Genomic DNA, 23164 nt, shown 5'->3' with positions numbered 1-23164 from the left:
GCCCTCCTTTTGCGGGGGAAAGGCCGATGCGGGCTCGAATGTTCCACCGCATCGCTTTCCTCGGCGTGATCGGCCTTACACTGACGGCCTGTTCGGGCGATCTGTCAACGCTGGACCCAGCCGGCCCCTATGCCGGAGCAATCGCCAATCTCTGGTGGATCATGTTCATCGGCTCCGGTCTCATCCTCGCGCTCGTCCTTGCGCTCCTCGGCCTCGTCTTCTTCAAACCCGGCTTCGGACGCAGCCTCTCGCCCAAGGGCTGGATGATCGCCGGCGGTTTGTTTCTGCCCGTTCCCGTACTGGTCGCCCTGATGGCCTATGGTATGGCGCAAGGGGAATATCTAATCGGCGCCTGGCAGAACGAGCCGGTGGTCGCCCGTGTCGAGGCACATGGGGCCATGTGGCATTGGGGTTTCCGCTATCCGGATCTCGGGGACGACGTGGCGACGGACGGGACCTTGCATATTCCGGCCGGCGGCGTGGTCGAGGTGCGGGTCACCAGTGCCGACGTGGTCCATAGCTTTTGGATCCCGAGGCTCGCCGGCAAGATCGATGCCGTGCCCGGGCATGAGACGGTCGTGCGCATCAAGGCCGATGTGCCGGGCCGCTATGGCGGCATCTGTGCCGAATATTGCGGCACCGGCCATGCCGGCATGCGCTTTACCGTCGAAGCCCATCCGCCCGAAACCTATCGCCAACGTCTGACCGCACTTGCCGCAGGAGTGTCCGCACCATGAACGACGCCAGACCCGAGACGGGCTATCAGACACCGGAAACGGCGATCCGGCTGCACCATGAGCTCGACGCCGTCTGGGGCTCGGGCCATGGCCTAGAGAGGCTGTCGGCGGTGAACCACACCGTTGTCGGCAAGCGCTTCATGGTGACGGCACTCGTGTTCTTCGCGATCGGCGGCGTACTCGCCATGCTGATCCGGGCACAGCTCGCCTCGACCAACAGCGCCTTCCTCGATGCCGCCCAATATGCCCAGGTCTTCACGATGCATGGCGTCATCATGATGTTTCTGTTCGCCATCCCCTTCTTCGAGGGGCTGGCACTGTATCTCCTGCCGAAGATGCTGGGCGCTCGCGACCTCGCCTTCCCGCGCATGTCGGCCTATGGCTACTGGTGCTACCTGTTCGGCGGCTCCTTCCTGGTCGCAGCGCTCATTTTCGGTATTGCGCCCGATGGCGGCTGGTTCATGTATACGCCGCTTTCTTCGCGCCCCTATTCGCCCGGCATCAATGCCGATGTCTGGCTGCTCGGCATCACCTTCGTCGAGATTTCGGCGCTGGCGGCGGCCATCGAGATCATGGTGACGATCCTGAAGCTCAGGTCACCGGGCATGTCGCTGACGCGGATGCCGATCTTTGCCTGGTACATGCTGGTGGTCGCAGGAATGATGATCATCGGCTTCCCGCCGCTGATTCTCGGCTCCATTCTGCTGGAGGTGGAGCGGGCCTTCGACCTGCCCTTCTTCGACCCTCTACGGGGTGGCGATCCGTTGCTCTGGCAGCACCTGTTCTGGCTGTTCGGCCATCCGGAGGTCTACATCATCTTCCTGCCCGCCGCCGGCGCGCTATCGACCATCATTCCGGTCCTGTGTCGCACGCGACTGGAAGGTTACGGCCTGATCGTGGCTGCCATCGTCGCCATGGCGTTTCTGTCATTCGGCCTTTGGGTGCACCACATGTACACGGTGGGCATTCCGCATGTGGCGCTGTCCTTCTTCTCGGCGGCCAGTGCGCTCGTCGCCATCCCCACCGGCATCCAGATCTTTGCCTGGCTTGCCACCATGGCGCATGGAAGACCCCGCTATTCCATCCCCATGCTGCATGTCTTCGGCTTCTTCTTCGTCTTCGTGGCGGGCGGCCTGACGGGGGTGATGCTGGCCATGGTGCCCTTCGACTGGCAGGCGCATGACACGCATTTCGTCGTGGCGCATCTGCACTACGTGCTGGTCGGCGGCTTCGTCTTTCCGATGATGGCGGCGGCCTATTACTGGCTGCCGCACATCACAGGGCGCCAGCCCGTGCAGCATCTGTCGAAGCCCGCCTTCTGGCTGGTCTTCATCGGCTTCAACGTCACCTTCTTCATCATGCATCTGACGGGCCTGCGTGGCATGCCGCGCCGGGTCTTCGAATATCCGCAGGCAGCCGGCTGGGAGGTCTTGAACTTCATCTCCTCGGTCGGCAGCTTCGTGATGACGATCGGTTTTGCGCTGGTGGCCCTCGACCTGATCATGCTCATTCGCCATGGCCGACCATTCCGCCGCGACCCCTGGGAAGCCGGAACGCTGGAATGGGCGACGCCCACGCCGCCGCCATCCTACAATTTCGGCTCGCTGCCGCATATCGACACCCGCGCCGATGCGCTCAAACCGCACAGCCTTGGCCCGGAGCTCGCCGCAGGGCGCGGTTATCTCGGCTTCATGCGCAATGGCTGGATGGAAACGCTGACCGTCGACATGGTGAGCGGTCGCCTCGACCATGTGGTCGTGCTTCCGCGCCCCACCTATCTGCCGCTCTGGACGGCGATCGCGACGGCTGCCTTTTTCGCCAGTCTGCTGGCCAAGATCTATTGGCTGACACCCGTTGCCTTTGTCGCGGTGATCATTCTCTTCTTCCTCTGGACACCGGCGACAGGCTTGAAGCACGAGATCGGCCCGCTGGACGTTGGGCGCGGCGAACGGGCACTGCATCACCAGGAAGTGGCGCAGCCGCCCTCGTGGTGGGCTGTGGTCTTTGCGCTTGCCGCCAATGCGACGCTTTACACCTCGCTGGTCTTCGGTGCCTTCTTCCTCTGGCTTTCCGCCCCCAACTGGCCGCCGCCGGATCTGGACTTCACCTTCGTCCTGCCGTCACTGATCGGTGCGGGCGCACTCGTCACGGCTGCGATCGCCGGACGCTTCGCCGATGGTCAGCCCGGCCGGACGGTCACGAGCCTGGCGGTAACGCTGGCGGCGCATATCATCAGCGTCGGCGCGGTCGCGGTGCTGCTGATGTCCATCCCGGCGCCGACGGGGCATGCGGCCTCCGCTTCGGCGTTTGCGGTCGCCGTTTATGTCGGGCTGCATGCGGCGATCGGCGCGGTGCTGGCGATCTACGGGCTCTGGCGCTGGAACAGCGGGTATATCGGACCGTCGCGCGTGCTCGACCTGCGCATTGGACGGCTGTGGCACGACTATACGGCCGTTGCCGGCCTGATCGGGCTCGCCTTCCCCTTCGTGCTGCAGAGCCTGACCGGGATCGGAGGGCGATGAGATGAAAGTGTCCCCGTTCATCCTGCTGCTCACCGGCTTCGTGATCTGGTCAGGTGCGTTTTTGCTGCTCTACGGCGCCCAGGCGACCGGATGCCATCTCGGCTGGGATCAGATCGATGTCGGCCCGGTCTCGGCGCTGCGGCTGTTGCTCGCGGTGATGCTCGTCCTGGTACTGGCGCTGATCGGTGGGCTGCACTGGTTTGCGACCAGGGCACTCACTGAGCCACAAACCGATGAGGTCCGGCTGCTGCACAAGATTGCCGGCCTGCTGCAGGCGGCAGCCCTTGTGGCGACGGTCATCACCTATGGTGGAGTGATGTGGCTCACCCTGTGCTGAAGTCCAGCCTCACCCTCGCCGCGCCGCGTCGATCCTGGCCACATCGATCTTGCCCATTTCCATCATGGCCTCGAACGCCCGCTTCGCTTCCTCACCGCCAGCGGCCATGGCTTCGGTCAGGGTACTTGGCGTGATCTGCCAGTTGATGCCCCATTTGTCCTTGCACCAGCCGCAGGCGCTCTCCTGGCCGCCATTGCCAACGATGGCATTCCAGTAGCGGTCGGTCTCCTCCTGGTCCTCGGTGGCGATCTGGAACGAGAAGGCTTCCGAGTGCTTGAAGGCGGGGCCGCCGTTCAGACCTATGCACGGAATGCCGGCAACGGTGAAATCGACGGTCAAGACGTCACCCGCTTTGCCGGCGGGATAATCGCTCGGGGCGCGGTGAACGGCCTTCAGTTCCGTGTCGGGGAAGACGGTGGAATAGAAGCGCGCCGCCTCTTCGGCGTCGCGATCGTACCAGATGCAGACAGTGTTCTTTGCAAGGGTCATGGCTCTCCTCCCATTGAGATTTCCAATCACTCCAGGTGACAGGACACCAATGATGCGCCGCAGCGTATCACGGCGGAAACCCAATGATGCCGGTCAAAGCGTCCGAACCCTGGTGGTACGGTCGAGCCCGGCAATCCTGCTGCATAGTGTCGCTGTGATCCCGCTTATTGCGGGATCGGCGCCCTCATGGTGCAAACAAGGCCGGTCGGGTGGTATTCGACGCTGACCTGTCCGGCGAAATCGGCAGCGAAGATTCGCGAAATGAGCTTCGAGCCAAAGCCTTGCGTCTTCGGCTCATGCACATGCGGTCCGCCGCTTTCCTGCCAAGAGAACTGGAAACCTTCGGCGGAATTTTCCGCCCTGCGGTCGACCTGCCAACGAATGTCGACCTTGCCATTGCCATCCGAGAGGGCGCCGTATTTAGTCGCATTGGTGGCCAGCTCGTGGATGGTGAGTGCCACCGTCAGGGCGTGTTTTGCGGTCAGGTCGAGATCGTGGCCGGAAATCGAGACGCGATGCTCGTTTTGCACATGCGGGCGCAGCGCATTCTCCACAACGGCGCGGATCGGCGCGTTCTGCAGCGCCTTCGTCGAAATCATGTCATTGGCTTCGGCCAGAGCCTGCAAGCGACCCGTGAAGGCATCGCGGCGATCGCGGATATCGTCGCCCTTCAGGGTCTGGCGCGCGATAGCGGTAACGATGGCAAGCGTGTTCTTGATGCGGTGTTGCAGCTCACCGTTCAAGAGCTCCAGCCGCTGCCGGGCGTCGGTGACGTCCGAGATGTCCTTGGATATCGACAGGATATGGGAGGGGCTGCCGTCGGCCTTGAATATCGGTGCCACCTGAACTTCCCAAAAGCGGCTGTTGCCCTTCACTGTGTTCGCTTCACCAAAGAAACGGGACGGTTTGCCGGCAATCGCCGCATCCACGGCCTGTCTGGCGGCGGTGTTGCCATCGCCACTCCAGAAATCCGGCCAGGGGCAGCCCTTGAGCGGCGCAAAATCGTCAACTTCCATGACCCGCTTGCCGCCTTCGCTCATGAATTGCAGGCGGCCCTCGAGGTCGAGCACCTTTATGCAATCACCGGAGCCGCTCAGGATCGCCGCTAGAAAGGCGTCATTGCCGACCAGCAGCGGGTCCGCCGCCGTCAGTTCGCCTACCATGCTGTCGACGGCAGAAACCGTGGTCTTGGACTGCATCACAGGGTCAGTCATCTGAAATATCGGTCCAATTCGAAAAGAAAATATCCAGCGGAATCCTTGCTATCAAAAACGACAGCTGGCAACCCGGAAACGTCATGCTGGGGCCCGTAAAGGCTCTGTCAGTTCACCGTCAGATCAGCTGTCTCGCCGAAGGCGATGATTAGCTTGGGACTGGTCATATCGCCGCTCTCCTCGTCGACCTGGATGGAATAGGCGGCGACGCCGAGGTGTCGGGCGGACATGGCGGCGGCGATCTTTTCAGCCGAGGCGGCGCTGGAGGCCTGCCGCATCTCGCCGGGCACGATGTTGCCCCGGTTCTTCTTGAACGGCAGGACAATGAATTTTTCGGCGAGCGACATAAGGGAACTCCTGTTTGTTCTCTTATTGTTCTCACCCGCCGGGATGTCAATGATCTTGAACGGTTTATCGATCGTAATGCGCGGATTGCACCCCGGCGCCACCGCGACGAGGGATGGCAAGCCGCGAGATCCCTTCCCGGATAAACCGAGCAGGCATGCCTTGGAAGAGCGTCAGAAGAGGCCGACGCCCGGGGGCGGTGTGACCTGGGTCGGCGGCGGCAGCGGTTGACCGTCCGGAATAAGGTCATCCTGCTGCAGACCGTCTTGTTCGGGCAGAGCGCCTCCGAAGTCTTCGCTGGGCACTTCGACAGGCGCATCGAGCGGCGGAACAACAGTTTGATTGGGATCCTCGCTCGGCATAGGGGCCTGAGACGGGTCCGTTACCGGCGCACCCGGCTGAGCGGAGACTGCTGCGGGCGCCGGCGTTGCGGCGTCTGCGGGCTTGGCCGGTTCCGGCGCGGGCTTGGCGACGGCCTCGACACCGGGCGGCGGCGGAACCTCGGACTCGACCTTGCAGCCTGTCAGCCAGACGTCGTAAATCGGGTGCTCGACGGCATTCAGCGCCGGGCTGTCGGCGAACATCCAGCCGGAAAAGATGCGGCGGATCTTGCGGTCCAGCGTGATCTCATCGACCTCGATGAAGGCATCGATCTTCTGGGCCTCGGTCTCGTCACGCGAGTAGCAGACCTTGGGCGTCACCTGCAGGGCGCCGAACTGGACCGTTTCGTTGACATAGACGTCGAAGGTGGTGATGCGGCCGGTGATCTTGTCGATGCCGGCAAATTCGGCGACGGGATTTTCGAGGCGAGCGGCATTGGCTTTGCCGGCCAGACCAAGCGAAGCGGCAGCGGCGAACCCGACTACCGGAATGGCCCATGCCCATGCACTCAACTTCATCATCCCGCTCGCTTTCATCGATCCTCTTGCCCGTCTCGACCGGATGCCAGATACAAGAAGGGCCTCACGATAGAGGCCCTAATGCCGGATTATGGCCAAATCGGGTATTAGCTGCCCGGCGTCCAGGCATCGTAGTCGCCGGTGACGCGCGGACGCTCGCCGGTGGCGGAAATCGAGCCTTGCGGGCGATAGGCGGCTGCGGTGCCGGTCTGGTTCGGGCGATGCGCCTTTTCCCATTCACGCGGCTTGTAGTCTTCCTTCGACGGCGGCGTGTCGGTGCGGTAATGCATCCAGCCATGCCAGCCGGCAGAAATCTTCGAGGCTTCGGCGTAACCGTTGTAGATTACCCAACGCTTCGGCTGGCCCCAGCTCGTCATCGGGCCTTCGTAATAGACATTGCCGAACTCGTCTTCGCCGACGCGCTTGCCGTGACGCCAGGTAAAGAAGCGGGTCCCCATGGTCTGACCGTTCCACCAGGTGAAGATCTGCAAGAGAAGCTGCTTCATGTCTTATCCTTGGGCAATTACCGCAGGCCGCAGAACGGCCTTGTCGATCCTTCGTCGCTTATGCCGCCTCACTCTCGGCTTGTCCAGTGATTCCCCGTCGCACCCCCGTCATTTCAGCTTCAACTTGAAGCCGATATGGGAAGGTGTGAAGCCGAGTCGCTCATAGAAGCGATGGGCATCCTTGCGCACAGCATTCGACGTCAGTTGGACGAGGCGCATACCTTCCTCGCGGGCTCTCTCGATTGCGAAATTGATCATCGCCGCGCCGATGCCCCTGCCCCGCATGTCGGCGCGGGTCTGAACCGCCTCGACGATCAGCGAGGAAGAGCCGCGCGCCGTCATGGTCGTGGTGACCATCGTCTGGAAGGTGCCGACGACTTCGCCGTCGAGCTCGGCGACATAGAGCGTCTCGTTTGGCGAGGCGGCGATCTTCCGGAAAGCGGCGCGATAACAGGGCAAGGCCTCAGGATCGGCCGTGTCGCCATGGCCGCCCAAGGGGTCATCGGCGAAGAGGGAGACGATCGCTTCCAGATCATTCTCGGTGGCTTCCCGGATCCGTGTCGAATGCGCTTGCATGCTGCCCCCGCTGTTGCGCTAGCCTTGCCCTCCATAGCGATCCCGGGGGACTTCTTGATGACAGCCATGCGACCACTTCTGACTATTCTGTGCGTAACGCTCTCAACCGTGGCCGTTCAAGCGCAGGAGGGAGGTCGCAAGGCAATCGCCTATGTGCAGGCACCGGAAATGAGCTCGGGGCTCTGCGCGGAAAAGGACGCGGCCAGCGCCATCGACTGCGCCGTCAAACAATGTATCGAAGGCGGCGGGACGGCCGAGGCCTGTGAGGTGAATGCAGTGTGTTCTCCGGGCAACTGGAGCGTCGATGTCTTCATGATGGCGGATGGCGGGCCGCACTGGCACCAGTTCTCCTGCGGCTGGCAGTCGAAGGAATTGGCGCTGAAGGCGGCCGAGCTTGCCTGCAGCAATGCACAGGAGAGCGGATTGATCGAATGCACCGCCGTGCAGCTGATCGACGAGGACGGCTCGGTGACCGAACCGCCGTTCAACTGACGTTTGCGCCAGCAACAAAAATGCCGCTCACTTGAGCGGCTTTTCCATGATCACCGCTTCGATCCCGCTATCGGGACCGCCGCAATTATTAGTCCTGTCGACCTCGACGAAATCATGCGCCTCGTAGAAGGCGATGGCGCCGGCATTCTGCGGCTCGACTTCCAGCCTGAGGATCTCGGCATCGGGAAAACAAGTCTCGATTTCGGCGAAGAGATCGCGACCGATGCCTTGGCGCTGATGATCCGGATGCACATAGAGCTGGTGCAGGATCGCAGTCTTGGTCAGCTTTTCGGAGATGGCCGCAAAGGCCATGCCGCCGATCCGCTTGCCATCGTCGGCAACCAGATATTCGCCGCCTTTGACATGGATGCGCCGCTTGATCTCGGCCGGCGAGTGCCAAGCCGCGATCAGCTCGGCAACCTTGGCCGGCCCGTAGAACCGGTCATAGGTCGCGTGGAAACTCAGCATCAGCAGGGCGCGGAGCGGTTCGACATCCCGTTCGTTGGCTGTGCGGACAAAGAACACGGAAGTCATCTCTAAATTTTATCGCTAATCAAAGTATCTACAATCTCGATTGATTGCTCAGACTTTGAGAAATGTGAATAGCTGTTATCGACTATGTGAGAGTTTTGGATTTTTATGAGCTCTGAATCAATAACCTCGAACAGATCCCCCTTAACGTTGTTCATCAACACATCAGCTCTTCTGAAGGTGACATCACGGCTCCCCACTATAGAAAATCCATAAAATTCCCTGTTATTAAATGCTCGAAGGCCGTCAAACATTAGATTTGATGAATTGTTTATGTCAGCTATACCGTAACAGCAATCGCGAATAATCGAGTTATTCACGTATACATTGCTACACCCGTCAAACTTTAACCCGAAGGTGCCACAACCATACATTTCACAATTATCTATGACAACATTCTCGCAGCCCGAAAACTCTAGAACGCCACCGGTGCAGTAACCCTCTTCGGGGAAGTGCCCAAGCTTAAGATTTACTAGCCGAAGGTTTGTGCATCCCCGGAAAGTCAATACGTTTGCGTATCTAGGTTCTATAGACAGATGTGCGCGCTCTGTTTGCTCTGATACGATGGAAAATCCATCCACATTATGAATTTCCAAACCTAAGCCGTCGAAGGATCTGACAAATCTGAAATTCAATCCAGAAAGCGAAGTTGCGCTCGACAAACCTATTTCAGGGGCTAGAGAGATCTGACAATTCGAAGACACCGCGTTCACGAGATCCGAAGCGGATTGAGCTTTGAAATGGTAAATGTCCTCTCTTCTGCGAGGCTCACACAAGGAAGTGACGTAACGAACAAGCTTATTTAAATCTTTGTTGTGGAGCTCCATTGCCTGATAGGAGTTAAATTTGACCCCATCCAATTTTATATCAGGTATTTTGCATTCATCGATCAGGATAGGCAGCAAATATATACTGCCGTGGGGAATTTCGGCCATCGCGTCGAGAGCCAGCTTGTACTCCCGCTGTACATAACCGCGCTTGCCAACTGAAACAGACGACAAAATCGCGAGAAACAGGGCAGAGTTCTTTATCGCAGTTCGTATCGAATGGTCCCAGTCCGCCCCATATGATATCCCAAAATCTTCGTACGGCTGCGGAGGCTTATCCATCCAGGGATTCAGACCCGCACGCCTCAGCGCCAGGTATAGATCGTCAGTAAACTGCTTGTCTTCTTTCGCGTGACAAAGAAAGCAATCGTACAGCAATCATCTCACTCCTCTGGTATACCCAGCTTGGCCTTGACCAGCGCCTGCACGGCCTGGGGGTTGGCCTTGCCGCCGGTCGACTTCATCACCTGTCCGACGAACCAGCCGGCAAGCGTCGGCTTTGCCAGCACCTTGGCAACCTGGTCGGGGTTGGCGGCAATGATCTCATCGACGGCCTTTTCGATGGCGCCGGTGTCGGTCACTTGCTTCATGCCGCGCGCTTCGACGATCTCGGCCGGATCGCCGCCCTCGTTCCAGACGATCTCGAAGAGGTCCTTGGCAATCTTGCCGGAGATGGTCTCGGCCTTGATGAGGTCGATGATGCCGCCGAGCTGTGCGGGCGAAACCGGAGTCTCTTCAATGGCTTTGCCGGCTTTGTTCAAGGCGCCCAACAGGTCGTTGATGACCCAGTTGGCAGCCGTCTTGCCGTCACGGCCTTCTGCCACGGCTTCGAAATAGTCGGCGATCGCCTTTTCCGAGACCAGCACGGACGCGTCGTAGACGGAGAGACCAAGCTCCGACACGAAACGGGCCTTCTTGTCGTCAGGCAGTTCCGGCAGATCCTTCTTCAGGTTCTCGATGTAAGCATCGTCGAATTCGAGCGGCAGCAGGTCCGGATCGGGGAAGTAGCGATAGTCATGCGCATCTTCCTTCGAGCGCATCGAGCGGGTCTCGCCCTTGCCCGGATCGAAGAGACGGGTTTCCTGGTCGATCGTCCCGCCATCCTCGATGATCGCGATCTGGCGACGGGCTTCGTATTCGATGGCCTGGCCGATGAACCGGATCGAGTTGACGTTCTTGATCTCGCAGCGCGTGCCGAACTCGCCGCCCGGCTTGCGCACGGACACGTTGACGTCGGCGCGCATCGAGCCTTCGTCCATGTTGCCGTCGCAAGTGCCGAGGTAACGCACGATCGAGCGCAGCTTGGTCATGTAGGCCTTGGCTTCGTCGGACGAGCGCATGTCGGGCTTCGACACGATTTCCATCAGGGCGACGCCAGAGCGGTTAAGGTCGACATAGGACATGGTCGGATGCTGGTCATGCATCGACTTGCCGGCATCCTGTTCCAGATGCAGGCGCTCGATGCCGATCTCGATATCTTCGAAATTACCCTGACGGTCGGGGCCGAGCGAGATGATGATCTTGCCTTCGCCGACGATCGGATCCTTGAACTGTGAGATCTGGTAGCCCTGCGGCAAATCCGGATAGAAATAATTCTTTCGGTCAAAGATCGAGCGCTTGTTGATCTGAGCCTTGAGGCCAAGACCGGTGCGCACGGCCTGGGCCACGCATTCCTCGTTGATCACGGGCAGCATGCCAGGCATGGCGGCATCGACGAGCGAAACGTTGGAATTCGGCGCATTGCCGAAGACCGTCGAAGCGCCGGAGAAGAGCTTGGAATTCGACAGCACCTGGGCATGGACCTCCATGCCGATGATGACTTCCCAATCACCGGTGGCACCGGGAATGAAGCGTTTCGGATCGGGTGTGCGGGTGTCTACCAGGGTCATCGGATGCTCGTGTCATGCGTGGACGTGTTGCCTCGTGAGGTAGAGCAATTGCGCAGAAGGTGCAAGACTTCTGGGATGTTGGCAACGCGACCCTCCGTTGACGGAAAAGGCACAAAGACTGCCTAGACTTCGGACGTCATGACAATCGATGCCATCCTCACCCTGCTTGCGATCTTTGCCCTTTGGAACGGGATCGTGTTCCTCGTCTATGCCTTCGACAAGAGGGCGGCCAAACAAGGGGCTTGGCGCGTGCGGGAAGACACCCTTATCCTGCTTGCGGTTTTCGGCGGCGGCCTGGGCGCCTTTGCCTGTCAGCGACTTCTGCGTCACAAGACGCGGAAAGGGGCTTTTCCGGTCCTGCTGCCGCTCATGGCGGGGCTGCACCTCACCATCGTCCTGGTGATCGCGCTCATTCCAGACGCCCTCCTTCAGGCGTTGAACGAGGCTGCTTTGCTTCTTAGCCGGCTGATTCAGAATTCCTGGCCGTAGCCGCTGCCGCCGGATTCCGACAGCGATTTGGAGAGGCCAACGGACTGCACATCGCGATCGAGCTTGGGATTATAGCTGACAGTCAGCCAGTTCACCTGATAGCCCTTTTTCTCGAAGAACTTCAGTGCATCGCTGTTCATCGCATGGGTCTGAAGGCGGGCGAGCGGGATGCCTTGTGCCTTCAGTCCCTCCTCGACCGCCTGCAGCAAGGCAGTGCCAAGCCCCTGCCCCTCCAGATCCGGCTCGATCCAGAAATCGGTGATGTTTTCATCCATGTCTTCGCGCGCTGCCCAACCGGCGGGAACGCCGGAGACTTCGACGACAGTGATGGTGATCCAGCCGTCTTCCGTGAAGCGCGCAAAAGCGTCACGTGCATTTGCCGCCATTTCCTCCGCCTCGCCGACGGACGCCATGGCCTTGCGCCAGGCGCGCATGCCGATCTCCGTCAGCAGCCTTGTATCGTCCTGTCGTGCCTTGCGGATCGTGACCATCCTCACCTCTTTGTTGGCGACAGTAAAACATTGGTGATGATTCTTGGCCAGAGCGTGTGACATTGCGGTCATCGACGCCGCGCGGTGCGTCGTGATATGAAGACACCGCCGACAGGAGTTTTGATGTTCGGTTTGTCCGAGACCCGGTAAAGGCCCTGCCCGCGATCCGCTGAAGGATCCAACGGCCAGGGCCAGAAAACGAAGCCCCGACGCCTTCAGGCGCCGGACCCGTTTTCATGCGCGCTAGGCAGCGCGTTTCTCCGGACATCTCATCATGGACATTTCACGCTCGGACCAGCGTATCCTTCACCTCATGGCCCAAGGCGGCTGGATCGAACTCCACCGCGACGACCGACGCAAGATCGAGAAGGCCTTGTGCTTCTCCCGCGACGGCTGGCTCTATCCCGGCTTCGACATCGAACTCTTCCGGCGGCTGAAACGCCTGAAGGCGATCAGTTCGAAAGACGGCAAGCCTTATCGGATTACCGAACGAGGCTTGAAGCTCGTCAGGGCCGAGTTGGACAATAGGTGAGCTTGGGGCCGGCACCGCTGAACGCGGTGCCGGTCCCTATCGATCCAGTTGGCCTTGGATCCAAGTTGCGCTATTGTCGTCTAATGGCTGAATCGAAACCACAAGCTTCAGAAGACATCGACTTCGCCCCGCCGTCGGCGAACGCGTCCCCGGCGGAGTATGAGGCCTGGAAGGTGAAGAAGATCACCCACGCCCTCAAGCAGTGCGAAGATCGAGAATCGATGATTCCGGCCGCCGAGGTTTGGGAGCGCTTTGGCTTTGAACGTTAAGTTCTCACCACAAGCGAATGCAGATCTCATCGCCATTCATGCGTATATATCCGACCGAGACGAACTTGCTGCCGACAGGATTCTGTCACGTCTCCGACAGGCCACCGAGACACTAGGGCATTATCCGATGCTCGGTCGACCGGGTTCTGTCGCCGACACTCGCGAGTTTCCGGTGCACGGGCTGCCTTACACGATCATTTATCGAATGGTCTCAACCGCACAACTCGACATAGTGACCGTTCTTCATCAGCGCATGCTTTATCCGCCGTCGGAAGACTGAGGGTCAAAACACCAGCTGCATCTTCACCTTGTCGACCGCCATTCCCATGGACGGCGAATGCTGCATCCCGCGCCAGACGATGGTGAAGCCCAGATCCTTGTAGAGCCGGATTGCGCCTTCGTTGGCGGCATGCGTGTCGATCCGCGCCCGCTTCAAACCTTCGGCGCGCATCTCGCGCAGGAGCCTCGAGACTAGAGCCGAGCCGATGCCGAGACCCTGATGGGCGGGGCTCACCCAGAGATCGGAGATGTAGTCGCGCGCGCCGTCACGGGCGATCCAGCCGGCAATTTCGTCGCCGAGCTCGCCGACGGTGATCAGGCTGAACTGTTCCTGGGCGAAACGGCGGAAGCTCAGGCGAATGCGGACCATCATGTCGACGCCAAAGGCATTGAGCACCGGATTGGCGGCCCAGGCGTCGAAACCGACACGGCCGACGCTGTCCGCATCGGCCGCCGTCATGTCACGGATGACGAAGTCCTTTACCACCACTTGGCCGGCGTGAACTTGCCGGCAGCCTGTTCGATGACATGGGCCGTCTTGAACAGGGTTTCCTCCTCGAACGGCTTGCCGATGACCTGAAGGCCGAGCGGCAGGCCCTTGGCATCGAGGCCGGCGGGAACAGAGATGCCCGGCAGCCCGGCCATGTTGAGCGTGATGCTGAAGACGTCCTGCTGATACATTTTGACCGGATCGGCCGCGAGTTCCTTGTCGCCGATGGCAAAGGCAGACGACGGCGTGATCGGCGTCAGGATCGCATCGACGCCGGCTTCGAAGGCGAGTTCGAAGTCGCGCTTGATCAGCGTGCGGACCTTCTGGGCCTTCAGATAGTAGGCGTCGTAATAGCCGGCAGACAGCACATAGGTCCCGATCATGATGCGGCGCTGGACTTCCTTACCGAAGCCGGCGGCACGGGTCTTCTCGTACATATCGACGATGTCCTTGCCGTCGACGCGCAGACCGTAACGGACGCCGTCATAGCGGGCAAAGTTCGACGAAGCTTCGGCTGGTGCCACGATGTAATAGGCCGGCAGCGCGTATTTCGTGTGCGGCAGGGAGATATCGACGATCTCGGCACCGGCTTCCTTCAGCCAGGCGATACCCTGTTGCCAGAGCGCCAGGATCTCTTCCGACATGCCGTCGATGCGGTATTCGCGCGGGATGCCGATTTTCATGCCCTTCACGGAGCCGCCGATGGCCTTTTCATAGTCCGGCACGGGCAAGTCGACGGAGGTCGTGTCCTTCGCATCGGTGCTCGCCATGGACTTCAGCAGGATCGCGGCATCGCGCACGTCACGGGCGATCGGACCGGCCTGGTCGAGCGACGAGGCGAAGGCGACGACACCCCAGCGCGAGCAGCGGCCATAGGTCGGCTTGATGCCGACGGTGCCGGTGAAAGCGGCCGGTTGACGGATAGAGCCGCCGGTATCGGTTGCGGTCGCACCTGCGCAGAGATGGGCGGCGACGGCAGCGGCCGAACCACCGGACGAGCCGCCCGGAACCAGCTTGTCGTCGGAGCCGGTCGCTTTCCAAGGGTTCACGGCAGGGCCGTAATAGGAGCTCTCGTTGGACGAGCCCATGGCGAATTCGTCCATGTTGAGCTTGCCGAGCATGACGGCGCCGGCATCCCACAGATTGGTGGTGACGGTCGATTCATATTCCGGCTTGAAGCCGTCGAGGATGTGGCTGCAGGCCTGGGTGTGCACGCCCTTGGTGGCGAAGAGATCCTTGACGCCGAGCGGAATGCCTTCCAGCGCACCAGCCTTGCCGTCGGCGATACGCGCGTCGGACGCCTTTGCCATGTCGCGGGCGATGTCGGGCGTGACAGCAACATAAGCGTTCAGCGCGCCATTCGCCTGATCGATCGCGGAGAGATAGGCATCCGTCAGTTCGACGGCCTTGATCTCCTTTGCGGCGAGTTTCGCGCGGGCTTCGGCGATGGTGAGGCTGGTCAGTTCGCTCATGGTCGTTTCACTTCAGACTGTATTCGCCCATCCGGGCGGGAAATTCGGGAGGCTGGCTCAGGGGGCAGAGGTCGGTCTTATTCGACGACCTTCGGCACCTGGAAGAAATTGCGGTCGGTGGCAGGCGCATTGGCGACAACGGCATCGGCCTTGTTGCCATCGGTGACCACGTCTGCGCGCTTCTTCATCGCCATGGGCGTGACCGAGGTCATCGGCTCGACGCCCGTGACATCCACTTCGTCCAGCTGCTCGACAAAGCCCAGAATGCCGTTCAGCTCTCCGGTCATGCGCGCGGCATCCTCCTCACTTACAGCGAGGCGGGCAAGGCGGGCGACGCGCTTGACGGTGGCGAGGTCAACAGACATGGCATTCTCCGGATAAGCTGTTTTCTTCGCTATAATGGCCGTCAAGCGCTGAGGCAACGGGGTTTGTCAGACCTCGACGGCCGTGCCGGCCTGCGGGGTCGCCACACGGGTGCGGGTTCCATCCATGCCGGCGACGAATTTCTCCGGCGTCTGGTCGATGATCGGGAAGGAGCCGTAGTGGCAGGGGATCGCCGTCTTGAAGTCGAAGAAGCGCTGGCAGGCGAGTGCTGCCACCGCACCGCCCATGGTAAAGCGGTCGCCGATCGGAACGATGCCGACATCGGGCTGATGCAATTCGTGGATCAGCTTCATGTCGGAGAAGATGTCCGTGTCGCCCATATGAAGCACCGAGGCTTCGTCGTCGAAATGCAACATCAGGCCGTTGGCATTGCCAAGTGCGTGCGACACGCCGTCTTCGGTGATCTGGGCGGAGGAATGCAGCGCATTGGTGAATGTCACCGTGAAGCCCTCGAAACGGATGGTGCCGCCGGTGTTGCCCATTTCCAGCTTGTCGACGCCCTTGCTGCCGAGCCAGGCGGCGAGATCGGCATTGGCAAGCACCGTCGCGCCAGTTTCCTGCGCGAGCTGCACCGTATCGCCGACATGGTCGCCATGCCCATGAGTGAGCAGGATGTGCGTCACACCCTTGGTCATGTCCTTGCGGTCGAGACCGGCAAAGCCCGGATTATGGGTGAGGAAGGGATCGATGAGGATCGAGGCCTTGGCCGAGTCGAGACGGAAGGCGGCGTGGCCGAGCCAGGTGATTTTCATGCGTTGAGTCTCCGGTCCTTGAATATCGTTCGCAATATATGGCGGGGCGCTCCATCGGCAACAGTCGCGCCGAGTTGCTTCTATGCCCATGCTGGTCTAAGCGACCAGCATGACAGCCGTAGCGCCGAGCGCAAGAAAGGAACCACCATGGCCGATGACGACTACGTGTATGACGAGGCGACCGGCGAATGGCGTCCGGCGTCCGAAGTTGCAGCAGCGGCCGCCGCCAAGCCCATCGCCCGCGACGCCTCCGGCACCGAACTTGCCGACGGCGATTCGGTCGTGCTGATCAAGGATCTCAAGGTGAAGGGTGCCGGCCAGACGCTGAAGCAGGGCACGGTTATCCGCTCGATCAGGCTGACGGATGACCCCGAGGAAATCGACTGCCGCTTTGACGGGATCAAGGGTCTGGTGCTCAGAACCGAATTCGTACGCAAGCGTTGATCGGCGAGACAAGATGGCCACGCTGACGATCGAGGAACTGGCTGAACGGTTGAAACCCGGTGAAGCCATTGCCGGGCTTGACCTCGGCACAAAGACGATCGGGCTTTCGGCGTCCGATCTCGGCCGGCGCTTTGCCACCCCTCGCCCTGTCATCAAGCGGGTGAAATTCACGCAGGATGCCGAGGTTCTGCTCGCCTTTGCGGCGAAGGAGAAGATTGCCGCCTTCGTCATCGGCCTGCCGGTCAACATGGATGGCTCGTCGGGTCCTCGCGTCCAGGCGACACGCGCCTTCGTGCGCTCGATGTCGGAGAAAACCGACATACCCTTCATATACTGGGACGAGCGGCTGTCGACGGTCGCTGCCGAAAGAGCGCTTCTGGAAATGGATGTCTCTAGAGCCAAGCGCAGCGAGCGGATCGATTCCGCCGCTGCGAGCTTCATTCTTCAGGGAGCGCTCGACAGGCTCTCAGGGCTTGCCCGCACCTCGGACAATTCCGCCGACTTCGCCTGACGGGCGGCCCACCAGGCCTTGATCTGCTTGCGGCGGCGAAAGCCGATGATCGCAAACAGGATCAGGCTGTCAACGACGATCGCCCGCGCGACCAGAGGCGGGATCGTTTCGGGCGCAATGCCCAGGACGTTGCCATAGATCTGGAAGACCAGATCGTGCGCGTCCCGCGTCAGCATGAAAATGCCGAAGCTCATGTCGTAGTAGGACAGACCGTACCAGGCGCCCAGGATCGTGATGGGCAAAGCCCACAAGAGCAGAAGTGTCTTCATGCCGTTTCCGCCTTTCGATCGAACGACAAGTCATTTGTCGCCGGCCAGTTTTCCACCAGCCATTTCAGGGAAGCCATGACGGTCAGCACGGCAGCCGGGAAGGCGATATCGAGCGCCAGCCCCGAGAAAAATACCATCATCATGATGGTTGCCACCGGTCGTGCAACAAGCGCGTCCGTCACCACTTCGCCCTTTAACGTCTGTCCCGTGCAAAAGGTGGCCTGTTCGGCACGAACACGCAACGTAAACCCTTTGTTAAGGTTAACAGCGCCTGTGGATGAGCAGTTACAGCCACTTGGCCGAAAATGTCGTCGGGACAAGATTTTCGATTGAAAGCAGGGGTTGCCGGGTCTACCCCTCCCCTGCCCGCCATCCAGGACCCGCCATGCTCATCATATTCGAAAGCATTCTGCCGATCTTCCTGCTCGTGATTCTCGGCGTCGTGTTGAAACGCACCACGCTCATCAACGAGAGCTTCTGGAGCGGGCTCGAGCAGTTCGGCTATTTCGTTTTGTTTCCGGCGCTGCTCTTCCAGACACTGTCGACCACGAACTTCTCGGCACTCGACAGCGGCAGCGTCGGCCTCGTCTCTCTGCTCGCGGTCGGGGTGATGACTGCTCTTGTTCTTGCCATATGGCCGCTTCTCAAGGCGCGCGGCATGGGCGGGCCCTCTTACACCTCGGTTTTTCAGACATCGACGCGCTGGAACGGCTTCATGGCGCTCGCCATTGCCGAGAAACTGACAGGACAGACGGGCCTATCCGTTATCGCCATCATCATGGCATCGATCATCATACCGCTCAATCTCATCAATGTCGGGGTGATGGTATGGTTCTCCGGCAAGAGTCGGGGTCTGAAGACCTTTGTCTTCAGGATCATCACCAATCCGATCATCATCGGTGCCTTGCTGGGTGTGCTCGTGAACTTTGCGGGGATTTCGATCTATGCGCCTGTCATGACCGCGGTCGACCTGATTGCCAGCGCTTCGCTCGGCCTGGGTCTCGTGACCGTCGGCGCAGGTCTGCGTGTCGCGGATGCCCTGAAGCCGCAGCCGAGCGTGTTGATGACGGTCGTGCTGAAGCTCCTGGTCTTCCCGGCTGTCGCGGTGCTGCTCGCGCTTGCCTTCGGTCTCTCAGGCGAAATCCTTGTGATGATTGCATTGGGCGCCGCAGTGCCGACCGCGATGAACGGCTACGTGCTCGCCAAGCAGATGGGTGGCGACGCCGATCTCTATGCGGCAGCGGCCACCGTGCAAACGGTCGCCGCCTTCTTCACCATCCCCGTCGTGCTCTATCTCGCCGCTCAGGCAGCCGGCGGATAGAGGAGATCCAGCACGTAGCGCGAATCGAATCGCGCATCGAGCACGCCATAGGTATGGCGCCAGCCACCCGCGAGGCGTGATTCGAGGAAGGCATCGGCGATCTTGCCTGCCCCCAGACGATAGAGTTCGGCGGCACCGGCCGCGAGCGCGAGCTGCTCGATGAGCAGGCGACCGGCGGCTTCGTCACGTTCGGCAAGCGCTGTTGCAGCACGCAAGACTTCGACAGTCTTCTTGCCGGACGGGCCGAGATCCCGCTCAAGCCCGGCAAACAGAGTCTCGAAGAGATCCTTGCCACGGCTCAGCACACGCAGGACATCCAGCGCCATGACATTGCCGGAGCCTTCCCAGATCGCGTTGACCGGAGCTTCGCGGTAATGGCGGGCGATCGGCCGCTCCTCGACATAACCGCTGCCGCCGATGCATTCCATGGCCTCGTAGATGAGGGACGGGGCGATCTTGCAGACCCAGTATTTGGCAACGGGGGTCATGACACGGGCATAGGCCGCGTCGATCGGGCTTTCGCGCGCCTTGTCGAAGCTGTCGGCGAGACGGAAGGCGAGTGCAGTCGCTGCCGCAACATCGAGCGCCATGTCGGCGAGCACGCGGGTCATCATCGGCTGGTCAATAAGGTTCTTGCCAAAAACCATGCGGCCGCGCACGTGATGGACGGCCTCGGCCATGGAGGCGCGCATCATGCCGGCGGAGGACAGCGCGCAGTCGAGGCGCGTCAGCGTCACCATGTCGAGGATGGTGCGCACGCCGTCCCCCGGCGTGCCGAGCAGGAAGCCGAAGGTTTCGGAGAACTCGACTTCGGAAGAGGCGTTCGACCGGTTACCGAGTTTGTCCTTCAGGCGCTGGAATTCCAGGCCGTTGGCGGAACCATCCTCAAGGAGACGCGGCACGAGGAAGCAGCCCATACCGTCCTTGGTCTGGGCGAGCATCACGAAGGCGTCGCTCATCGGAGCCGACATGAACCATTTGTGGCCGGAAAGGCGGTAGATCCCCTCACCCACCCGCTCGCCCATGGTGGTGTTGGCGCGGACATCCGTGCCGCCCTGCTTTTCGGTCATGCCCATGCCGATGGTGACGGCACTCTTCTGCATCGGCGGCTTGTTGCTGCTGTCGTATTTGCGCGACAGGATCCGCGGAGTCCATTCCTTCTGGACGGCCGGAGATGCGACGAGGGCGGCGACCGAGGCACTGGTCATGGTGAGCGGGCAGAGATGGCCCGATTCGAGCTGGGCCGTCAGGAAAAAGCGGACGGCACGGGCCTTGTGCTCGTGGCCACGGGCTTCCGGCGCATTTTCCCAGACGGAGGAATGCAGGCCCGAGGCCATCGAACGGCGCATCAGGGCATGCCAGGCGGGGTGGAATTCGACGACATCGAGGCGCTCGCCGCGCACGCCATGGGTCCTAAGCTGCGGCGGGCTGGCATTGGCCATGCGCGCCAGTTCCTGTGCTTCCGGCGAGGTCACGTATTTGCCGATGACGTCGTATTCCTCGCGTAGCGGACGCGACAGTGAGGATGTCAGATCAACAAGCAGCGGATCGGCGCGGTAGGCATTGATGCCGGACCAGGGCTTGGGCTGGTTGAGCGCTGCGAGTTTTTCTTCCGTCCGGTTCATCAATCCTGCCGATCTTGTGGGAGACGCAGGTTGGCCAACCAACGCTTCGTCTTCGTCATCCATTGCGGTTGGAGCATCCAGGGCGAAACCGCCGGTGTTCCCTACCGTGCATTCGCTCCTATTACATGGGGACCGTGCGTCAATCCACCTAGCATGTGCTTGCCCGGCCCGATCCCACACTTTATAGACCGCGTGACATCTCAGGAGGACGTCCATGGTCTTCTTTCCCCATCGCCATCTCATCGGCATCAAGGGCCTTACCGAGCAGGACATCACGTTCCTGTTGGACAAGGCAGACGAAGCCGTCAAAATCAGCCGCCAGCGGGAGAAGAAGACTTCCACGCTGAGGGGCCTCACCCAGATCAACCTCTTCTTCGAAGCCTCGACGCGGACGCAAGCCTCGTTCGAGCTTGCGGGCAAACGCCTCGGCGCCGACGTGATGAACATGTCGGTCGGCAATTCCTCCGTGAAGAAGGGCGAAACGCTGATCGACACGGCGATGACGCTGAACGCCATGCGCCCGGACGTGCTGGTCGTGCGTCACTCCTCCGCCGGTGCTGCTGCCCTGCTTGCGCAAAAGGTTGCCTGCTCCGTGGTCAATGCCGGTGACGGACAGCATGAGCATCCGACCCAGGCGCTTCTCGATGCGCTGACCATCCGCCGCGCCAAGGGCAAGCTGTCGCGGATTATCGTCGCGATCTGCGGCGATGTGCTGCATTCGCGCGTGGCGCGCTCCAATATCCTGCTGCTCAACGCCATGGGCGCCCGCGTCCGCGTCGTCGCACCGGCGACGCTGCTGCCGGCCGGCATCGCCGACATGGGCTGCGAGGTCTTCCACGACATGAAGGAAGGCCTGAAGGATGCGGATGTCGTGATGATGCTGCGCCTGCAGCGCGAGCGCATGTCCGGCTCCTTCGTGCCGTCGGTTCGTGAGTACTTCCACTTCTATGGCTTGGATGCCGAAAAGCTGAAGGCCGCCAAGGAGGATGCGCTCGTCATGCATCCGGGCCCGATGAACCGCGGCGTGGAGATCGCCTCCGAGGTCGCAGACGGCCCGCAGAGCGTGATCGAGAGCCAGGTCGAGATGGGGGTTGCGGTTCGCATGGCCGTCATGGAAACTCTGCTTGTCTCGCAGAACCAGGGACCGCGTTCGGAGGGGATGGGCGCATGAGAAAACCTCTGGTTCTCAAGAATGCTCGCATCGTCGATCCCTCGCGCAAGCGCGACGAAATCGGCACCATCATTGTCGGTGCCGACGGCAAGATCCTCGCCTCAGGTGCCGATGCGCAAAACCAGGGCACGCCCGAGGGTGCCGAAATCCGTGACTGCAGAGGCCTCACCGCCATCCCAGGTCTCGTCGATGCCCGCGTCTTTGTCGGCGAACCGGGTTCGGAACATCGCGAGACGATAGCATCCGCCAGCCGGGCGGCTGCGGCCGGCGGCATTACCTCCTTCATCATGATGCCGGAGACCGATCCCGTCATCGACGACATCGCGCTCGTCGAGTTCGTCAAGAAGACGGCCCGTGATACGGCCGATGTCCGCGTCTATCCGGCAGCGGCCCTGACCAAGGGCATGATCAGTGCCGAGATGACCGAGATGGGCCTTCTGCAGCAGGCCGGTGCGGTTGCCTTCACCAATGGTCGCCACGGGCTGAACGATACGCAGGTCCTGCGCCGGGCCATGACTTACGCCCGCGAATTCGGCGCCGTGATCGCGCTGGAAACGCGGGAGAAGTATATCGCTGCCAATGGCGTGATGAACGAGGGACTGCTCGCAAGCTGGCTTGGGCTCGGCGGCATCCCGCGTGAAACCGAGCTCATTCCGCTGGAGCGGGACCTCAGGATCGCGGCGCTGACGCGGGCCAAGTATCACGCCTCGCAGATCTCCATTCCAGAATCGGTCGAGGCGATCGAACTAGGCCGCAAGCGCGGTGCCAAGGTCACCTGCGGCATCTCGATCAATCACCTGAGCCTCAACGAAAACGACATCGGCGAATACAGGACCTTCTTCAAGCTCTATCCGCCGCTGCGCTCGGAAGACGATCGCATGGCGATGGTCGATGCGCTGGCCAAGGGCCAGATCGACATCATCGTTTCCTCGCATGATCCGCAGGACGTCGACACCAAGCGCCTGCCCTTCGGCGAGGCTGCCGATGGCGCAATCGGCCTCGAAACCATGCTGTCGGCAGCCCTTCGCCTTCACCATGCCGGCCAGGTTTCGCTGATGCGGCTGATCGATGCCATGTCGACGAGGCCGGCCGAAATCTTTGGCCTTCCCGGTGGCACGCTGAAGCCGGGTGCTCACGGCGACATCACGCTCGTCGATCTCGACGAGCCGTGGCTCGTGTCGCGCGACAGTCTTCTTGCACGCTCGAAGAACACGCCTTTCGAAGATGCGCGCTTCTCGGGCCGGGCCGTTGCAACCTATGTTGCAGGCCAGTGCGTCCACTCGCTCTAGACCACAGGGGAC

The 23164-nt window shown here is 61.0% G+C and carries 29 protein-coding genes and 1 pseudogene; 13 read left to right on the top strand and 17 right to left on the bottom strand.

From position 1 onward, the window contains the following. The first annotated feature begins 26 nt into the window (after positions 1-26). The 3 genes from coxB to QWE_RS24495 are packed head-to-tail and all read left to right on the top strand — an operon-like array spanning position 27 to position 3596. Positions 27-737 (top strand): cytochrome c oxidase subunit II, encoded by a 711-nt coding sequence (coxB, locus tag QWE_RS18180; RefSeq protein WP_240532576.1) that lies wholly within the window; start codon positions 27-29, stop codon positions 735-737. Further along, positions 734-3259, top strand: a complete 2526-nt coding sequence (ctaD, locus tag QWE_RS18175; protein WP_006727636.1) for a cytochrome c oxidase subunit I — start codon at positions 734-736, stop codon at positions 3257-3259. Before coxB ends, ctaD begins: the two co-directional genes overlap by 4 nt. A gap of 1 nt (position 3260) precedes the next feature. After that, positions 3261-3596, top strand: a complete 336-nt coding sequence (locus QWE_RS24495) for a hypothetical protein (RefSeq protein WP_006727635.1) — start codon at positions 3261-3263, stop codon at positions 3594-3596. Positions 3597-3605: 9 nt separating this feature from the next. On the opposite strand, the gene QWE_RS18165 is transcribed toward QWE_RS24495, so the two are convergent. The 6 genes and pseudogenes from QWE_RS18165 to QWE_RS18140 all read right to left on the bottom strand — a co-directional run bounded on the left by QWE_RS18165 (position 3606) and on the right by QWE_RS18140 (position 7625). Next, on the bottom strand, positions 3606-4085 hold the full coding sequence (locus QWE_RS18165; RefSeq protein WP_006727634.1) for a VOC family protein: 480 nt from the start codon (positions 4083-4085) through the stop codon (positions 3606-3608). Between the two features lie 164 nt (positions 4086-4249). Beyond that, positions 4250-5299 carry a sensor histidine kinase gene (locus tag QWE_RS18160; RefSeq protein ID WP_052018217.1) on the bottom strand — a complete coding sequence of 350 codons (1050 nt, stop codon included), beginning with the start codon at positions 5297-5299 and terminating at the stop codon, positions 4250-4252. 107 nt (positions 5300-5406) lie between these two features. Next, positions 5407-5646, bottom strand: coding sequence for a hypothetical protein (locus QWE_RS18155; RefSeq protein ID WP_006727632.1), 240 nt, complete (start codon positions 5644-5646; stop codon positions 5407-5409). 462 nt (positions 5647-6108) lie between these two features. Continuing rightward, positions 6109-6543: pseudogene (locus QWE_RS25820) on the bottom strand (DUF2155 domain-containing protein); the annotation flags it as partial. Between the two features lie 107 nt (positions 6544-6650). Continuing rightward, on the bottom strand, positions 6651-7049 hold the full coding sequence (locus QWE_RS18145; RefSeq protein ID WP_006727630.1) for an NADH:ubiquinone oxidoreductase subunit NDUFA12: 399 nt from the start codon (positions 7047-7049) through the stop codon (positions 6651-6653). A gap of 108 nt (positions 7050-7157) precedes the next feature. Then, a complete protein-coding gene (locus QWE_RS18140; RefSeq protein ID WP_006727629.1) occupies positions 7158-7625 on the bottom strand; it encodes a GNAT family N-acetyltransferase in 468 nt (155 codons plus the stop codon). A 57-nt stretch (positions 7626-7682) separates the two neighbouring features. On the opposite strand from QWE_RS18140, the gene QWE_RS18135 reads away from it, so the two are divergent. Beyond that, on the top strand, positions 7683-8117 hold the full coding sequence (locus QWE_RS18135) for a hypothetical protein (protein ID WP_052018216.1): 435 nt from the start codon (positions 7683-7685) through the stop codon (positions 8115-8117). Positions 8118-8144: 27 nt separating this feature from the next. Here the strand turns inward: QWE_RS18135 and QWE_RS18130 are convergent, their stop codons facing one another. The 3 genes from QWE_RS18130 to gatB are packed head-to-tail and all read right to left on the bottom strand — an operon-like array spanning position 8145 to position 11364. After that, complete coding sequence (locus QWE_RS18130; RefSeq protein ID WP_006727627.1) at positions 8145-8642, bottom strand: GNAT family N-acetyltransferase; 498 nt, start codon at positions 8640-8642, stop codon at positions 8145-8147. Positions 8643-8653: 11 nt separating this feature from the next. Then, positions 8654-9853: a TIR domain-containing protein gene (locus QWE_RS18125; RefSeq protein ID WP_006727626.1), complete on the bottom strand. Its 1200-nt coding sequence runs from the start codon at positions 9851-9853 to the stop codon at positions 8654-8656. A gap of 5 nt (positions 9854-9858) precedes the next feature. Beyond that, complete coding sequence (gene gatB, locus QWE_RS18120) at positions 9859-11364, bottom strand: Asp-tRNA(Asn)/Glu-tRNA(Gln) amidotransferase subunit GatB (RefSeq protein WP_006727625.1); 1506 nt, start codon at positions 11362-11364, stop codon at positions 9859-9861. A gap of 138 nt (positions 11365-11502) precedes the next feature. On the opposite strand from gatB, the gene QWE_RS18115 reads away from it, so the two are divergent. Continuing rightward, on the top strand, positions 11503-11853 hold the full coding sequence (locus QWE_RS18115; RefSeq protein ID WP_006727624.1) for a DUF1294 domain-containing protein: 351 nt from the start codon (positions 11503-11505) through the stop codon (positions 11851-11853). Here QWE_RS18115 and QWE_RS18110 read toward each other — a convergent pair. Further along, positions 11835-12344, bottom strand: coding sequence for a GNAT family N-acetyltransferase (locus QWE_RS18110; RefSeq protein ID WP_006727623.1), 510 nt, complete (start codon positions 12342-12344; stop codon positions 11835-11837). The genes QWE_RS18115 and QWE_RS18110 overlap by 19 nt on opposite strands. Positions 12345-12618: 274 nt before the next feature. Here QWE_RS18110 and QWE_RS18105 point away from each other — a divergent pair, with 274 nt between their 5' ends. The 3 genes from QWE_RS18105 (at position 12619) to QWE_RS26055 (ending at position 13425) form a co-directional block, all read left to right on the top strand. Further along, a complete protein-coding gene (locus QWE_RS18105) occupies positions 12619-12876 on the top strand; it encodes a YjhX family toxin (RefSeq protein WP_006727622.1) in 258 nt (85 codons plus the stop codon). Positions 12877-12959: 83 nt separating this feature from the next. Further along, entirely contained in the window at positions 12960-13145 is a 186-nt protein-coding gene (locus QWE_RS18100; RefSeq protein ID WP_006727621.1) for a hypothetical protein, read from the top strand. Further along, entirely contained in the window at positions 13129-13425 is a 297-nt protein-coding gene (locus QWE_RS26055; RefSeq protein WP_100220937.1) for a type II toxin-antitoxin system RelE/ParE family toxin, read from the top strand. The genes QWE_RS18100 and QWE_RS26055 overlap by 17 nt, the downstream gene beginning before the upstream one ends. Positions 13426-13428: 3 nt before the next feature. Here QWE_RS26055 and QWE_RS18095 read toward each other — a convergent pair whose 3' ends face one another. The 4 genes from QWE_RS18095 to QWE_RS18080 all read right to left on the bottom strand — a co-directional run bounded on the left by QWE_RS18095 (position 13429) and on the right by QWE_RS18080 (position 16522). Beyond that, entirely contained in the window at positions 13429-13911 is a 483-nt protein-coding gene (locus QWE_RS18095; protein WP_157790731.1) for a GNAT family N-acetyltransferase, read from the bottom strand. Continuing rightward, positions 13905-15386 (bottom strand): Asp-tRNA(Asn)/Glu-tRNA(Gln) amidotransferase subunit GatA, encoded by a 1482-nt coding sequence (gene gatA / locus QWE_RS18090; RefSeq protein WP_006727618.1) that lies wholly within the window; start codon positions 15384-15386, stop codon positions 13905-13907. The genes QWE_RS18095 and gatA overlap by 7 nt, the downstream gene beginning before the upstream one ends. Before the next feature lie 77 nt (positions 15387-15463). Continuing rightward, complete coding sequence (gatC, locus tag QWE_RS18085; protein ID WP_006727617.1) at positions 15464-15751, bottom strand: Asp-tRNA(Asn)/Glu-tRNA(Gln) amidotransferase subunit GatC; 288 nt, start codon at positions 15749-15751, stop codon at positions 15464-15466. A gap of 66 nt (positions 15752-15817) precedes the next feature. Continuing rightward, entirely contained in the window at positions 15818-16522 is a 705-nt protein-coding gene (locus QWE_RS18080; RefSeq protein ID WP_006727616.1) for a metal-dependent hydrolase, read from the bottom strand. Between the two features lie 147 nt (positions 16523-16669). Here QWE_RS18080 and QWE_RS18075 point away from each other — a divergent pair, with 147 nt between their 5' ends. Both QWE_RS18075 and ruvX read left to right on the top strand, forming a co-directional pair. Next, positions 16670-16966 carry an alkylphosphonate utilization protein gene (locus tag QWE_RS18075; RefSeq protein WP_006727615.1) on the top strand — a complete coding sequence of 99 codons (297 nt, stop codon included), beginning with the start codon at positions 16670-16672 and terminating at the stop codon, positions 16964-16966. Between the two features lie 13 nt (positions 16967-16979). Next, a complete protein-coding gene (gene ruvX / locus QWE_RS18070) occupies positions 16980-17477 on the top strand; it encodes a Holliday junction resolvase RuvX (RefSeq protein ID WP_006727614.1) in 498 nt (165 codons plus the stop codon). On the opposite strand, the gene QWE_RS18065 is transcribed toward ruvX, so the two are convergent. After that, on the bottom strand, positions 17411-17746 hold the full coding sequence (locus tag QWE_RS18065; protein ID WP_006727613.1) for a DUF6105 family protein: 336 nt from the start codon (positions 17744-17746) through the stop codon (positions 17411-17413). The two genes, ruvX and QWE_RS18065, sit on opposite strands and share 67 nt — an antisense overlap. Continuing rightward, positions 17743-17988, bottom strand: a complete 246-nt coding sequence (locus QWE_RS18060) for a hypothetical protein (protein WP_006727612.1) — start codon at positions 17986-17988, stop codon at positions 17743-17745. Before QWE_RS18060 ends, QWE_RS18065 begins: the two co-directional genes overlap by 4 nt. 143 nt (positions 17989-18131) lie before the next feature. Here QWE_RS18060 and QWE_RS18055 point away from each other — a divergent pair, with 143 nt between their 5' ends. Further along, a complete protein-coding gene (locus QWE_RS18055; protein WP_006727611.1) occupies positions 18132-19067 on the top strand; it encodes an AEC family transporter in 936 nt (311 codons plus the stop codon). Here QWE_RS18055 and QWE_RS18050 read toward each other — a convergent pair. After that, entirely contained in the window at positions 19049-20692 is a 1644-nt protein-coding gene (locus QWE_RS18050; protein WP_006727610.1) for an acyl-CoA dehydrogenase family protein, read from the bottom strand. The two genes, QWE_RS18055 and QWE_RS18050, sit on opposite strands and share 19 nt — an antisense overlap. Positions 20693-20906: 214 nt before the next feature. Here QWE_RS18050 and QWE_RS18045 point away from each other — a divergent pair, with 214 nt between their 5' ends. Then, the gene (locus QWE_RS18045) at positions 20907-21863 is read left to right on the top strand and encodes an aspartate carbamoyltransferase catalytic subunit (protein WP_006727609.1); all 957 of its coding nucleotides are present in this window, start codon (positions 20907-20909) and stop codon (positions 21861-21863) included. Then, positions 21860-23152, top strand: coding sequence for a dihydroorotase (locus tag QWE_RS18040; protein ID WP_006727608.1), 1293 nt, complete (start codon positions 21860-21862; stop codon positions 23150-23152). Before QWE_RS18045 ends, QWE_RS18040 begins: the two co-directional genes overlap by 4 nt. Positions 23153-23164: the final 12 nt, after the last annotated feature.

Origin of the sequence: Agrobacterium albertimagni AOL15, from assembly GCF_000300855.1 — a bacterium.
In the GTDB taxonomy this organism is placed as follows: Bacteria; Pseudomonadota; Alphaproteobacteria; order Rhizobiales; family Rhizobiaceae; genus Allorhizobium; species Allorhizobium albertimagni.
Note: the sequence above shows the minus strand (reverse complement) of the source record. Positions and strands in the feature narration are given on the sequence as shown.